Origin of the sequence: Calothrix sp. PCC 6303, assembly GCF_000317435.1 — a bacterium.
GTDB lineage: Bacteria > Cyanobacteriota > Cyanobacteriia > Cyanobacteriales > Nostocaceae > PCC-6303.
The window spans coordinates 5,388,962-5,403,088 of the sequence record NC_019751.1 but is presented as its reverse complement, the minus strand read 5'-3'; the positions used below and the strand labels follow the sequence as shown (position 1 = coordinate 5,403,088).

The window sequence follows — 14,127 nt, the reverse complement described above, 5'->3', positions numbered from 1 at the left end:
TCGCAAGGTAGTTACCGAACAACTACCAACACATCTACCATTAAAATTGATATATATTAATCGACACAATTATCTCCATCTAGCAACCGACGACAAAAGTAACGTCGATTGTTACAATACTTAATATCTTCACTTCTGGGCGATGGTAATTTCATGAATGTTAAACCAATTTCTCCAACTTCGCAGCTAATTGAACTGCATAGTCCTGAAAATGAGGCAACCGTAGCCGAACTAGTTCCAGTTAAAGATGCTTTGGGGAAAAAGGTAGAATATTCACCCTCCCACCCTGTGAATCTTCCCAGTAGTCCGCAGTTGCGCTATGACGCGGACGCGATCGCATCTTACTACCAAGAGCGTCCCTTGGAGGTTTTAGGTCGAATTCTTAAGGTTTTGTTTCCCACCCTTAGCTTTGCCCTGGGGATTTGGTGGGATTTAAAACGCGGTGTAGTAGTCAAAAATGATCCTCGTCGGGCGGTGCAGCTGCGCGAATTGTTAACCAAGTTGGGACCCGCCTATATTAAAATTGGTCAGGCACTATCAACCCGACCAGATTTAGTTCCACCCTTATATTTAGAAGAATTAACCCAACTCCAAGATAAATTACCAGCTTTCCCCAACGAAATTGCTTATCAATTTATTGAGGAAGAATTGGGACAAAAACCGGATGAAATCTACGCGGAACTTTCACCACAACCAATTGCCGCAGCTTCCCTAGGTCAAGTTTACAAAGCTAAATTAAATAATGGTGATGAAGTAGCCGTTAAGATTCAGCGACCAGATTTAAGGGAAAGTATCACCGTAGATTTATACTTACTGCGGAAGCTGGCTGCATGGGCAAAACAAAATGTGAAACGGGTACGCAGTGACCTAGTTGGTATCTTAGATGAATTAGGCGATCGCATCTTCGAGGAAATGGACTATATCCATGAAGGCGAAAACGCCGAAAGATTTTTCCAGTTATATGGTCACATGAAAGACATCTATGTACCGAAAATATACTGGGAATACACAAACCGTCGCGTCCTCACCATGGAATGGATCAACGGTACAAAGCTTACCCAAACTGACGAAATTACCGCCCAAGGTATCGATGCTCGTTATCTCATTGAAGTTGGCGTACAGTGTTCTTTACGACAATTATTAGAACACGGTTTTTTCCACGCAGATCCCCATCCAGGTAACTTACTTGCGACCCCAGATGGTAAATTAGCTTATCTCGACTTTGGCATGATGAGCGAAGTTCAACCAGCCCAACGCTATGGTTTAATTGAAGCAATCGTTCACGTCGTCAACCGTGATTTTGAAGGGCTAGCTAGCGATTATGTCAAACTAGACTTTTTGTCACCTGAGACAGACTTAACACCAATTATTCCGGCATTTGCCAACGTCTTTGCCAAAGCCGAAGGTGCAAGCGTTGCCGACTTTAATATTAAAAGCATTACCGATGACTTATCGGCATTAATGTATGAATTTCCCTTCCGAGTTCCTCCCTACTACGCACTAATTATTCGTTCCTTGGTGACATTAGAAGGAATTGCCATCTTTATAGATCCTGATTTTAAAGTTCTCAGCGAAGCATATCCCTATGTTTCCAAGCGTTTATTAACAGACCCCGCACCACAACTGAGAATTTCTCTCAGAGATTTACTCTTTAAAGACGGAAGCTTCCGGTGGAATCGCTTAGAAAACCTGCTAAAAAATGCTCGAAATAACCAGGAATACGATTTAGATTTAGTAGTCAATCAAGCAGTTGATTTCCTCTCTTCTGATAGAGGCGAATTTATCCGTGATAAATTGATTGATGAATTATTTAAAACCGTCGACGCAATGCGAAAAAATGCCCTACATAACTTTACTTCACTATTAAGAGAACAAGTAGGCATCACCGCAGTCAAAGAAATTCCATCCGCAAATAATGAGCAGCAACAAACTCTTGAACATATCAAAAACATCATCAATATCCTTCAAGAAACACGCGGCTTTGATCCTAGTCAACTACTTTCACAAATTACTCCCCTACTATTTAATCCTGGGGTGCAAAAACTAGGACAAAAAATTGCCACCCAAGCCGCTCAAAAGGCTTTAGTAGTTTTATTACGAGAGTTATTGATCGGTGTAAATAGTGGAAATAAAACTCAATTGCCTACTTAATTGAGTAAAGTCCATATTGCGACATACTGAGCATATTTGAATAGTTCAATAAGCTATTTATCAAATTATCAAATTTTATTCTGTAGCTTGTACCCGGCAAGAGTTATGAGAACAACTTAGCACCCATGTCCCCTGCCTCTTGTTGAATAGGGAAGCAAGCTACACACCCATAAAAAATATCGACTTTTCAAACATACTCCTAAGCTGTTCTGCACTTAAATCATATAATCTAAATTATTATAATTAATGTGGGGCGGGCATCCCTACCTAACTTAGTATATGATTTGAGTACTTTTCCCCTTATAAACTAAATTCTTCAATATCATCACCTTCCGAATCTGAATTAACATTTGTCGGCTTAAATTTATCACTACGAATCATCTCGTCAAACTTAATTTCTGGATTATTATAAATAACATTTAAAATACTGATAAAGTCACGAATGATTTCACCAGGTGTTAGCAGTGCCTCTGCACCTAAACGAGATGTCACTTCCTGGATAAATCCTTTATAATTACGAGCTACTAAACTCGAATTATAACCATAATTAGAACTATGAATTTCAGTTAATCTTTCTAACAAACTAAGTATTTCTTTCTCATTCAACGGAGTCAGACGTACCACTGGTCCCATTTGTTCTTGAACACCAGATTGACTAACAAAGCGACTTTCCTTAGTACGTCTACGCCACGCTGGATCAGAAAAAAGTCCTCGATTTTCATCTTCCAAAAACTTTGTTGTTCCCCCAATAAAAACACCAAGATTTTCAGCTTTACATTGCATTGTATCGTTGAATATACCCAATAATTTATTATAATTTTTTTCTCTGGTAACTTTCGCAGGAGTTTGGTAGAGATGTACAGCTTCATCTAAAATTATAAGCAAGCCTTTATAGCCTATTTCAGCAACAAATTTGGCAATGAGTTTAACATAGTCATACCAAGTTTCATCATCAATAATTACACGAACACCTAAAGCTTGTTTAGCATCTGTTTTCGTAGAAAATTCTCCCCTTAGCCATCTTAAGGATGCACTTTTTAAATTTTCATCATCCTGTCGATAACCACGCCAATAAGCAGTAATCACATTCCCAAAATCGAATCCATGAACCAAGTCTTCAATTTGTTGAATGACTTCACGGATTCTGGCTTCAACTGCATCATCAAAGCCTTCATCGTTAGGACGCATTCCACTATTTTTAGCAACTTCTTGTTGAATTTTGTTGATCCATCCTTCTAAAATTGAAACTAAAGAATTACCATCTGGACGGGTTTTTGTCGCAAGGTGACTCATTAATTCCCGGTAGGTTGCGAGTCCTTCATTATTAGTTCCTGCTAATCGTCTTTCTGATGATAAATCAGCATCTGCAACTACAAAGCCTTGTTCCATAGCCCGATTTCGCATTAGCTGAAGTAAAAAGCTTTTCCCAGAACCATAATTACCAATCACAAAACGAAATGCAGATACTCCTTCGGCTATGTCTTCAAGATTTTTTGATAAACTTGTAAGTTCCTGTTCTCTACCAACTGCGATATGTTCAATTCCTTCTCTTGGTACTACTCCCGCACCTAGAGAATTTATCAATGCAGTAGATATTTTTTTTGATAGTTTTGCTTTTGCCATTTGGTTGACCTTGGTCATTGCTCACATTATTTTACAAGCATGGAGCACAATTTAATTGAGTCAGCCGTTTTGAGTCATATTTTTTTGATGAGTTTCAATCAATTGCTGAAGTTTGAATCTATATTCCGGATAAATCAAGGGTAAATCAGCATTAGTATCAATAATAATTTCGCCAATTGTTTCTTGGGCTTGTTCGTTAATTGAGTCAATTAAAATATTTGGCATTGTAATATTATCTTCGGCAATTTTTTTGATGCGTGGATAGGGATTTTGCTCTTCTAAAATGCTTTCTAGCGCTTGAAATTGAGGAGAAGTTAATGTTTCAATTAAATCAAACCATTCATCTAATAATTCATTCTCGCTCCTTTCAATGGTGCCATCAATTGTCAACATAAAATCAGAGAAAGGAAAGACATCTGTATCTTTCTGATTCTGATTAACTATACCTGATTCTTCAGGGAAATTAATTTCCTCTTGTTGAATTAACTCCCAAACTTGATTTTGTAGTGTATCACGCTCTATTTCTAAAAGATTAATTTGATCTTTAATCTTTTGAAATTCAGTCTCTTGATGAATAGTTTGCTGTTGAATTTCATTAAATTTTAATAGAACATTATCATATTCAGTATTTTTTACTAATAATAAATCACTCTGATAATTTACTTGAGACTCTAATTCCTGAATATCCACCCTAAGTTCATACAGTTTTTCTTCTAAGGATGGTTTGAGTCTTTCTAAAAGCACTAAATTATTCTCAATTTCTGTTTTCTCCTCTGAAAGTTTATGAATAATACTTTGTAATTGATTCGTTTCTATGCGTAATGTATTCGTATTACTTTCTAAACGACGTTTTTCTAACGAAAGATTAGAGAAGTTCTTATTTAGTTCGGCTTTACTACGTTCAAGGTTTTCAATTTCAACTTGAATTCTGTTGATACTTGCTTCTAACTGCTTTTTTTGACCACTATAAGTACTCAACTCACGATTGAGGCTATCACGAGTATTTCGACATTCAGCAACTTGATTTTGTAATTTGTTTGACTCCTGAAGCAGTAAATGATGATGATTTTCTAATTGATGTACTTCACCAAGAAAGTGATGCTTTAATCCTTCAAGTTCTTTAATTCGATAGTTCAGTGAATCTAACACCAGCATTTCTTGATTTCGATGGCGTTTGTCAACAATTAAGACTGCTGCATAGGTGGCAATTACAGCAATAATTGCGTTCGAGAAAGCTTGGTTAATGTTCCAGTGAAATAGACAACTCAGACCAAAACTACTAATAAAGGATATTAAAGCTAAACTGATTCTATTTTCGGTTGTTCTTGATTGCATATTGTTGTACTTTTTCTATGCAAATTGTCAGAATCGCAATTGATTAAGAATTTTCTCTAATTTCGGTATGGATTTATCTCAAAAGACCTTAATTTTGTTTTTGGGGATATTACTCCTGGGGTAAAATAACTAATAAATTTTATGGAACAGCTTTTTAATAATAGTATGACTTACCCAACTGGGATATTTTTTTGTAGGGTGTCTGATACTTAGATTGATTATAAACCTAGCAATAAAGCTTCTGGTATCACCCATCAAGCACTGATTACGACACTTGCGTAAGTCCTGAATAAAACACAACCATAAAGTTTGGCTTAGTTAATGAGATTTTGAGATTTTTTTATTGACCTCATCAGTTGGCTATTATGTAAAGAGCTAAATATTACTAATTCGCAATAGCATGTGTTATTTTTTACTTTGAGTATGAGATAGGTGATTACGGTTATGGAATATAACGTTAGCACATGATTGGAAATAATTTCACGGTTGGCATTGGTGTATAACAATGTACTGGAAATTGTCACAAGGGTAAATAGTTTGGGATCAATTATTTTCTTAAGACTAGTACAGACTCTTGTATAAGCTTTTTCACAGCATTGAATCGTAAGTTGATTTACGCTATCTTACACTATTTACAAGTAATAAATATTGCTGAGTACTAAGTATTTCAGTTTTTGCTAACTGGATTATACTTAGACAAGTGCATTGAGTAAAGCTTGGAGTTTGAGTTGAATTTCTGCTAGTTCTCGGTCAGGATCAGAACCTGCAACAATCCCAGCACCAGCATACAACCGTGCGCGATGTTTTTGACAACCATTTTCATTCCGGTTTGAAGTAGCTTTGGAAGTCACTCCGTGCCTACCCGCAGGGTTGGTATCGCATTCAATCAATGCGGATCTAATTCCAACGATAAACTCACAATTGCCGTCAGTATCTACCCATCCCAGGGGTGCTGCATACAAACCTCTCTCGAAGTTTTCATAACGTCGAATCTCTACACAGGCAATGTCGCGGGAGACACCTGCAACTGCTGGGGTGGGATGGAGTTGGGAAATAATTTTTAAGGGGTGGATATGATTGGGGACAGTTGCTTGGATGGGTGTCCATAGGTGTTGAATATTTGATAATTGTCTTAATCTTGGGGACATAATTTGTGGTGATAAGCCTAGGCTGGAAAGACGTTGTGTAATAAAATCTAAAACTAGGGAATGCTCATGGCGCTCTTTTTCGCTGTTAAGTAGACTGTTAGCATTTATGGTATCTTCAATGGGTGTTTTACCCCTTGGTGCACTTCCAGCTAATGCATCGGTTAGGAGATTTTGATTGTTAATGGTAATTAAACGTTCGGGACTGGCACCAATGAAGTTTTGTCCTTTACCATTACTTGTAGAGAAAATATAGCAGTTAGAATGATTTTCTCGCAGATTGTATAGGGAATGGAATAAGTTGATATTTGTAGTTGCAAAAATGTCAAGGGCATTTGCTAAAACAATTTTCGTAAATTGATTGGCATGAATTGATTCTAATGCTGAGATAATTGAGTCTTTAAAGGCTTGTGGTTTGGTAACTACTTCATGGCGAAAATGCGGTTGCAAAATTTGACTATATGGTACATGGCTTTTTAAGGCTTCGATTGCTTCTACTTGATGATGCAAATCATTTAAGATTTTTTGAACGTTTGTATCTCCATGGATGATGGTGTTGGCAATTAACAGGCAATGCTGATCTTTAACTACTATTTGCCAACGTGGGAGAAAGACTGTGGCATTGGGAAATGGGTAATTGGTTTGTAAATTTTCATCAAAAAAGCTGAAACTGCAAAAAAAGTATGGTTTTTTAGAATTATGGCTTGTACCGCAAAATTGAATGACGTTTTTTTGGCACTGCTCAATAAAGGATTCAGCAGCCTGAAATCTGGATTTTCCAGCAACTTCTAGTTTTGCTACAGCATCAATTGCTGCTATTGCTTCTTTTTGACTTTGATTTTCCCAATAAAAGTTTAACTGATTGGGATGTGTCAATTTATCCAAGACTAGGAGTGGATCAACACAGTCAATTTCTAGTGAAACACTAGCGATTTGTGTGCAGTTATTACGGATACATTTTTCCTTAACAGCTAAGAAAAATTGATATATTTCTTTACTATGGACAAAAAAGCCTGAGTAACATGGAGAAACTGTCATGGATCTAAAAAATAGTAAACTTTTTTGAAGTTATCTTCCTAAAGAGTGATCAGGGTCGTATTTCTACAGGTAACATAAACTGCTACTATTTCACCAGCGTAAAGTTTATGTTGTAGTGTAACTGTTGATCTGAATCGGGATTTTTAGGAGTTACTTATCATAGATTGGCAAATTTTATATATGAACAATGATTAAAAAATGTATTATTTGATGTGCATTTTACTAAAGTCATCAAGATATATTTTTATCTGGCGATCCAAGGCAAAAAATTTTTCATAATTAAAAGTTGATTAGGATGACTATAAAGCTGATTACATATCCTGAAAACCAGAATAAGAAGTTATGGATGGCGGCAATGAAGCCACCAATGTACAGTGTAGCTATTATGCCGATTTGGGTAGGATCTATGGTAGCTTACGCCGAAACAAAAGTGTTTCAAAGTCTAACTTTTAGTGTATTTTTAGGGTCGGCAATTTTAATTTTGATCTGGGAAAATTTCAGTAATGATGTTTTTGATGCGGAAACAGGGATTGATGAAAACAAACATCATTCTTTGGTAAACATCACTGGTAATAAGTCTTTGATTTATTGGTTAGGAAATTTATCTTTATTTTTGGGTTTGCTGGGAATATTGATGATTACCTGGTGGCAACAAGATTTAACTGTGATGGTGATGATTTTGTTATGTTGCTGTTTGGGTTATGTTTATCAGGGTCCTCCTTTTAGGCTAGGATATCAAGGCTTGGGAGAGATTCTCTGTTTTTTTGCCTTTGGTCCTTTGGCTGTTAGTGCAGCATATTATAGTCAGGTTCAAAGTTTTTCGGTTGGTAGTTTGGTAGCTTCAATTATTGTGGGAATTGCCACAAGTTTAATTTTATTTTGCTCTCATTTTCATCAAGTTGAGGATGATTTAGCTGCTGGCAAGTATTCACCGATTGTCAGGTTGGGAACTGCTAGGGGTTCACAGGTTCTGATTTTGGCAACTATTAGTATTTATGTTTTGAGTTTGATGTTTGTGGTGTTGGGATATTTCCCAATTTGGACGTTATTAAGTTGGGTAAGTGTACCGTTTGCCGTGAAGTTGTGTCGTCATGTTCAACAATATCATCAGCAACCGGATAGGGTGAGTAATTCTAAGTTTATTGCGGTTGCGGTACATTTTTGGTGCTGCTTGTTGTTTGGTTTGGGGTTTGTTGTTTAAGAAGACTTTCCAGATGTCTTATAAATTTAGTTTTTCTGAATATTCCCGAAGTTTTTCATCCCCTTTAAAAACAAGTCATGGAAGTTGGGAGTTGCGGGAGGGAATAATTATCCATTTGGCGGATGATACGGGTAAAGAATATAATGGTGAAATTGCCCCAATTCCTTGGTTTGGTTCAGAAAGTTTGTCAGCAGCTTTGAGTTTTTGTCAACAGTTGCCAAGTCAAATTACAATGGAGATGATTTATGCTATCCCAGATGAATTACCCGCTTGTCAATTTGGGTTTGAATCTGCTTTATTTGATGAAAAAGAAGCTGCTAATTTGAAGTTTTGCGGGTTGTTACCAACTGGAAAAGCTGCGCTATCAGTTGGAGAAGGGTTGGAGAAATATGATACCTGGAAGTGGAAAATTGCTGTGGGTGAGGTTGAGGAAGAGTTAGAAATTCTGGATTTACTTATCGAAACCTTACCAAAGACTGCCAAATTGCGACTCGATGCAAATGGGGGTTTGAGTTATGATGCAGCAAGTATCTGGTTGGAAAGATGTGAAGCTTTATTAGGTAAAATTGAGTTTATTGAACAACCGCTTCCAGTCTGGGAATTTGAAAAAACTTTAGGGTTAAGCCGTTGCTATTGTAGCGCGATCGCGTTGGATGAATCAGTGGCTTCACTCCGTGATTTAGCTAGTTGCTATGAAGGCGGTTGGCGCGGTATTTTTGTAATTAAGCCGGGAATTATTGGTTCTCCATCTCGATTACGGCGATTTTTGAGGGAAAATCCCCTTGATGTGGTGTTTTCTTCAGTGTTTGAAACCAGTGTGGGAAGAAAAGCTGCGTTGCAGTTAGCGGGGGAGTTGTCTCATCCAGGATATGCGGTGGGTTTTGGTGTGAATCACTGGTTTACTACGGAAACATTTGGGGGACTTCGCCTGCCAAATAGTTTTCAAGAAAATGTATGATGGAACTTTTGACTGAGTTTAGAGGTTTTCTTCAGGATAATTTGCTTGAGGAATATCAGGTTGTAGCTGAGGAAGTATATTCTCAGTTGAGTGCTGATATTCCAAAGAAGGTAATTATTTGTGAAAGGGAACCTTGGAAATTTTTAGCGAGTTTTATTGGTGTTTGTGCGGCTAAATCCCATCTGTTTTTATGTAATCCTGATTGGGGTGAAAGTGAATGGGAATATGTTTTGGATTTGGTGCAACCAGATGTAATTTTTGGGGATATCAATTATTCCGTTAAATCTGTTTCTCAATCTTCCAATTTTTCCCATCATACACCTTTAATTATGATTCCCACTGGTGGAACTTCGGGAAATATTAAGTTCGCGGTGCATACTTGGGAAACTTTAAGTTCTTCTGTTAAGGGTTTTGGAGAGTTTTTCCAGATTTGTCAGGTTAATTCTGTATGCGTTTTACCTTTGTATCACGTTAGTGGGTTGATGCAGTTTTTGCGTGTATTTATCACTAGGGGAAAGTTGCTAGTTGTACCTTTTAAGGAAGTTGTGAGTTACCAAGTTCCTAATATGGATTTTTTTACTTCTTTAGTCCCCACGCAGTTACAAAGATTGTTGGAAAGTTCGGAAGGTATTGGTTGGTTACGTCAATTTAAAACTGTATTATTGGGTGGCGCGCCCGCATGGGATGAGATACTGGAAAAAGCCAGGTTTTACCAAATTAGATTAGCACCAACTTATGGGATGACGGAAACTGCTTCCCAAATTGTGACAATGAAACCAGAGGATTTTTTAAGGGGGAAAGTTGGTTGTGGTCAAATTTTACCTCATGCATCGGTGATAGTAAATCAAGGGGGAAGTCTCCGAGTTTCAGCTTCTTCTTTAATGCTGGGTTACTACCATGAATATGATTTTAGTGGGGGAAAAGTTAATGATTATTTACAGGTTGATGATTTGGGTTGCTTGGATGCAGAGGGTTATTTAACTGTTGTTGGTCGTGACAGCGATAAAATTATTACTGGTGGTGAAAATGTTTTTGCTGGTGAGGTGGAAGCTGCTATCAGGAATACAGGAATGGTACTGGATGTTTGTGTGGTGGGGGTTGCTGATGGGTATTGGGGTGAGGTGGTTACGGCTGTCTATGTGCCGAAGTTTACTGATTGTTCGGGTTTGGCGGGAATGTTGAGGTTGAGTCGCTTTAAGGTGCCGAAGTTTTGGGTGGCTGTGTCGAGTTTACCACGGAATGAGGGGGGGAAGGTGAATCGTCGTTTGGTGGTGGAGATGGTGGAGGATAATAAAATATTTTAACGCAGAGTGGCGCGGAGGAAGCGCGGAGTTACGCAGAGAGGAGGGAGAGGAAGAGAGTAGGGAGAGGAAGAGAGGAGGGAGAGGGGTTTAGGAGGTGGTTTGTATCCAGTTACTGATTTGTTGGGGAAGTTCGATTTTGCTGCGGGTGATGGGGTTGATACAGATGTGTTTGGTGGTGGCAATGCTGATGATGCTTTGGGGGGATGTGATTTGATAAGTGATTTCAAATCTGTTGATGTCTAGTTGCTGGGGTGTGAGTTCTATACCGATTTTGTCGCCGCAATACATGGGACGATAAAAGTCTACGGTTGTATGGGTAATGGGAATGGCTATTTCTGGGTTGCTGAAGAATTGTTTGAGGTTAATTCCTGATGCTGTTAATGATTCTTCGTAGGCTTCGTGGCAAAAGTTGAGGACGTTGGCAAAGTATACTACTCCTGCTGCATCTGTATCTGAAAATCTAATTGTGTATTGATGGGTGAATGCCATTAAGGGTTTAACTAAAACATTTTAAATTATTGTTGTGTATATGTCTTCGGAGTTGGGGTTAAGGTAGGGATATTCTAAGTTTACGCTCCATTCGTTTAGGTGGTGTTGAATCAGACGGATTTTTTCTTCTGGGGTAATTATACCTTTTTGCCATGCCTCGAAAAGCGCGATCGCTAAAATTTGACAACGATTCATTCCAAAGCTTTCTTGGGGTATGGGTTTGTGGATGGGTTCTTCGACTAAGCCGATTCCTGGTGCTAAATTTTTACTAAATAGGGGAATATCTGTGTATAAGTATGGTTGGATTTCTGGGTAGATGGTTTCTAATATTGTGTGGATGTTTGGATAGTGGGGTTTTTCAAAGTGAAGTGTCACTGCATCATAACGTCCAAAGGCTGCTGGATGACTGAGTATCTGTAAACTAAAGGGGATTTTGGCGGTGTTGAGTTGAAGTGTCAGTAAATCCGTGAGTGCGATCGCACCTGCAGATGAAAGGTTAAAATATATCTGCCCTACTTCTCGCTTTTGTTGTCCACAGTTGCCGATGGCAATGTAAAATCCATTTTGAAGACGGTTTTTGGGTAGGAGGACTGGTATTAAATCCCCACGTTTAGCTTGTGGTAAGCTGGCTTCGAGATGATGGTCTGTTTCAGCATACATTGTTAAGCCACTTTTGATTACTGCTAAACTTCCATCAGGTTCTCTTCGTAATACCTGCCAATCGGGATCGAAATAACCTGTACCATGGTTGTGGCTGTGCAATGCTTCGTAAAATTCCCCATCGATTCCATGGAGGGAATGATTTTCTAAGTTTTGGTGGAGTGGATAGATGCTGTTGGAGGATTTACTGGAATTGCTGAAAAATGATTTTAGGGATGCGTTGAAGTAAATTCCGTAAATGAAGTTACGTAAAATCAATTTGGAAAATTTAGCTTGTAACTCTTGGGAATTTTGCCTAAACCTTTCTGTAACTTCTGGTGAAAGGGTGAAAGGTTGGTATTGGGGATGCTGAAGTGAAAAATTTGACTCGATTTTGATCTCGGACGCGATCGCATGTAAGATTGCAGGGATATTTGTTGTGTTTTGCATAATAGTCTAAAAAGGAGACACGAAGACTATGAGACACAAAAATATGCCCCACATTTACCTGTTATCAGTCAAAGTCCTCAGTCTAAAACCGTGGCAACTTTTAACTGGTAGCTGCTAACTGCTAACTGATTTAACAACCCCGCAAACGGGTTTTTTCATAATAAATTCGCAGCAAATTCTGCTGAGGTGCAGTTTCTGAATCCTGTTCAAATTTACTTAGGGTGGGTAACACTTCTGACTCCTCAATCCCAAATACTGTTAAAGCTGATTGTTGTGGCATAATAATTAGCTTTCTCGCAACTTCCAACATGGAAATACCAGAAATCTCAAAGTGCTGCTGATACTTTATTTTCACTTCTAAGTGATTAATTAAAGCTAACCCCGCAAATTGCACCACCCTGGAAACAAAATCTTGATGGTATTCCAAAATTTGAGGGAATGCATCCACATATCCCCGAATCAATGCCAAAATTGAAGGCTGTAGGCAAGATATAGGAATCATCGCTAAATTTAAGGATTCTTCTAACCCCAAGGTGGAATCTACCACCAAGCTATTTAGCCAAACCCGTAAATAACTAGCTATTGTAGTCCCTAAGTCAAAAGCAGGATCCCCCCACGTACAAGCTTCCCAATCAATGAATCTGACGACTGGGTTATCTAATTGCTGCCACCGGGAATGGATGAGGATATTCTGTAACTGTAAATCATTGTGGGTTAAACAGTTAGGATTCCATTCGTAGGCTAAATCCGCAATTGCTGCTTCTAGGTTTTCATAACGCTGATTACGTAAGTAAAATTCTAAAGCTGATTTAGGAACTTTACCAAAAATTTCTGGAGTAATAATACTTATTCCTTGGGCAGGATTATGAAGCTGATAACGAATTCCTCCATCAGGAGAACTCGACATAAAATTACGGTATTCCCGCTGATTGTAGGTAATGCGATGCAAAGCTGCTAAGTTACTACCAATTGCAGTGGCTATCGCAGTGGGAAAGTAACCGTTTTTTTGATATGTATACCCAAGTTCTTCGTATTCGCTTAAATAACTATGCACCAAAATTGAATTTGCTTCATCGAAATGCACTAATGATGAAGCAATTGCTGGAATATTTCCCAAAACGGGAAAATTATTCAGCAGTTGATATAATAGCCACTCATTAAAAAAATCATGGATAGTTACATCAGATTCAAAATACTTTTTTTGCTTAACTAGCAGTTGACTTTTTCCAGCTAGAGTCACCAATAAATTTCGATTGTTATAACTGTGTGGCAACTCAGAATCAGCGTCAGCGCTATCTTCTGTGCTACACAGACCTGATTCTTGCAGGTACTGAATAACGTTGTGAGAAGACAGTAATAAATCCATGTATTATTCCCTAAATCCTATGATTACTTAAAAATTGACTATCTGATTAACTGACTTGGAATGATCGCAATAGGGTAGATAGCAACTTAATATAAATACTCACCATGATTTTGACTATCTACTGATATCTTATTTTGACAATTTAATCTTGCCAAAATGGCATTTAATGGTTCACTTTATATTAAAAATATATTCTAAACTCCTCAGCCTCCAAATATCTATTTCCTGAAGGTATGCTGGATATTTTCACCAGTAATTATCTTGAAAATCACAGCTATTTTCCAAAATACTATTGCCGAAATAATAGAAAATTTTTGAAAATAATCCCTGCTGTCTTGATGCTAATTGCGATTAATTATTGATTAATTTTTTCACCTACTTTCTCATGATAAATACTGATTAAAATCATTCATAAATTTAGCCAACAG

Annotated in this window: 10 protein-coding genes; 4 read left to right on the top strand and 6 right to left on the bottom strand. The window is 37.8% G+C overall.

Annotated elements, in window-relative coordinates:
* The first annotated feature begins 153 nt into the window (after window positions 1-153).
* Complete coding sequence (locus tag CAL6303_RS21855) at window positions 154-2,151, top strand: ABC1 kinase family protein (protein WP_015200007.1); 1,998 nt, start codon at window positions 154-156, stop codon at window positions 2,149-2,151.
* Between the two features lie 300 nt (window positions 2,152-2,451).
* Here CAL6303_RS21855 and CAL6303_RS21850 read toward each other — a convergent pair whose 3' ends face one another.
* From CAL6303_RS21850 to CAL6303_RS21840, 3 genes are all read right to left on the bottom strand, one after another.
* The gene (locus CAL6303_RS21850) at window positions 2,452-3,774 is read right to left on the bottom strand and encodes an ATP-binding protein (protein WP_041740850.1); all 1,323 of its coding nucleotides are present in this window, start codon (window positions 3,772-3,774) and stop codon (window positions 2,452-2,454) included.
* Between the two features lie 60 nt (window positions 3,775-3,834).
* The gene (locus CAL6303_RS21845; RefSeq protein WP_015200005.1) at window positions 3,835-5,109 is read right to left on the bottom strand and encodes a tellurite resistance TerB C-terminal domain-containing protein; all 1,275 of its coding nucleotides are present in this window, start codon (window positions 5,107-5,109) and stop codon (window positions 3,835-3,837) included.
* A 692-nt stretch (window positions 5,110-5,801) separates the two neighbouring features.
* On the bottom strand, window positions 5,802-7,292 hold the full coding sequence (locus tag CAL6303_RS21840) for an isochorismate synthase MenF (RefSeq protein WP_015200004.1): 1,491 nt from the start codon (window positions 7,290-7,292) through the stop codon (window positions 5,802-5,804).
* 295 nt (window positions 7,293-7,587) lie between these two features.
* Between CAL6303_RS21840 and menA the strand changes: the two genes are divergently transcribed.
* Genes menA through CAL6303_RS21825 form a run of 3 tightly spaced genes read left to right on the top strand, consistent with a single transcriptional unit; the run spans window position 7,588 to window position 10,755 of the window.
* Window positions 7,588-8,493 (top strand): 2-carboxy-1,4-naphthoquinone phytyltransferase, encoded by a 906-nt coding sequence (gene menA / locus CAL6303_RS21835; RefSeq protein WP_015200003.1) that lies wholly within the window; start codon window positions 7,588-7,590, stop codon window positions 8,491-8,493.
* A gap of 13 nt (window positions 8,494-8,506) precedes the next feature.
* Window positions 8,507-9,451 carry an o-succinylbenzoate synthase gene (locus CAL6303_RS21830; protein WP_015200002.1) on the top strand — a complete coding sequence of 315 codons (945 nt, stop codon included), beginning with the start codon at window positions 8,507-8,509 and terminating at the stop codon, window positions 9,449-9,451.
* Entirely contained in the window at window positions 9,448-10,755 is a 1,308-nt protein-coding gene (locus CAL6303_RS21825; RefSeq protein ID WP_015200001.1) for a 2-succinylbenzoate--CoA ligase, read from the top strand. The genes CAL6303_RS21830 and CAL6303_RS21825 overlap by 4 nt, the downstream gene beginning before the upstream one ends.
* An 87-nt stretch (window positions 10,756-10,842) precedes the next feature.
* On the opposite strand, the gene CAL6303_RS21820 is transcribed toward CAL6303_RS21825, so the two are convergent.
* The 3 genes from CAL6303_RS21820 to CAL6303_RS21810 form a co-directional block, all read right to left on the bottom strand.
* Window positions 10,843-11,244 (bottom strand): acyl-CoA thioesterase, encoded by a 402-nt coding sequence (locus CAL6303_RS21820; protein ID WP_015200000.1) that lies wholly within the window; start codon window positions 11,242-11,244, stop codon window positions 10,843-10,845.
* A gap of 21 nt (window positions 11,245-11,265) precedes the next feature.
* The gene (locus tag CAL6303_RS21815) at window positions 11,266-12,333 is read right to left on the bottom strand and encodes a T3SS effector HopA1 family protein (RefSeq protein ID WP_015199999.1); all 1,068 of its coding nucleotides are present in this window, start codon (window positions 12,331-12,333) and stop codon (window positions 11,266-11,268) included.
* 130 nt (window positions 12,334-12,463) lie between these two features.
* A complete protein-coding gene (locus CAL6303_RS21810; RefSeq protein ID WP_015199998.1) occupies window positions 12,464-13,699 on the bottom strand; it encodes a phosphotransferase family protein in 1,236 nt (411 codons plus the stop codon).
* Between the last annotated feature and the right edge of the window lie 428 nt (window positions 13,700-14,127).

Bases quoted from the DNA above. Each gene is read 5' to 3' on its own strand.
- CAL6303_RS21855 (WP_015200007.1), top strand. From the start codon at position 154: ATGAATGTTAAACCAATTTCTCCAACTTCGCAGCTAATTGAACTGCAT.
- CAL6303_RS21850 (WP_041740850.1), bottom strand. From the start codon at position 3,774: ATGGCAAAAGCAAAACTATCAAAAAAAATATCTACTGCATTGATAAAT.
- CAL6303_RS21845 (WP_015200005.1), bottom strand. From the start codon at position 5,109: ATGCAATCAAGAACAACCGAAAATAGAATCAGTTTAGCTTTAATATCC.
- CAL6303_RS21840 (WP_015200004.1), bottom strand. From the start codon at position 7,292: ATGACAGTTTCTCCATGTTACTCAGGCTTTTTTGTCCATAGTAAAGAA.
- menA (WP_015200003.1), top strand. From the start codon at position 7,588: ATGACTATAAAGCTGATTACATATCCTGAAAACCAGAATAAGAAGTTA.
- CAL6303_RS21830 (WP_015200002.1), top strand. From the start codon at position 8,507: ATGTCTTATAAATTTAGTTTTTCTGAATATTCCCGAAGTTTTTCATCC.
- CAL6303_RS21825 (WP_015200001.1), top strand. From the start codon at position 9,448: ATGATGGAACTTTTGACTGAGTTTAGAGGTTTTCTTCAGGATAATTTG.
- CAL6303_RS21820 (WP_015200000.1), bottom strand. From the start codon at position 11,244: ATGGCATTCACCCATCAATACACAATTAGATTTTCAGATACAGATGCA.
- CAL6303_RS21815 (WP_015199999.1), bottom strand. From the start codon at position 12,333: ATGCAAAACACAACAAATATCCCTGCAATCTTACATGCGATCGCGTCC.
- CAL6303_RS21810 (WP_015199998.1), bottom strand. From the start codon at position 13,699: ATGGATTTATTACTGTCTTCTCACAACGTTATTCAGTACCTGCAAGAA.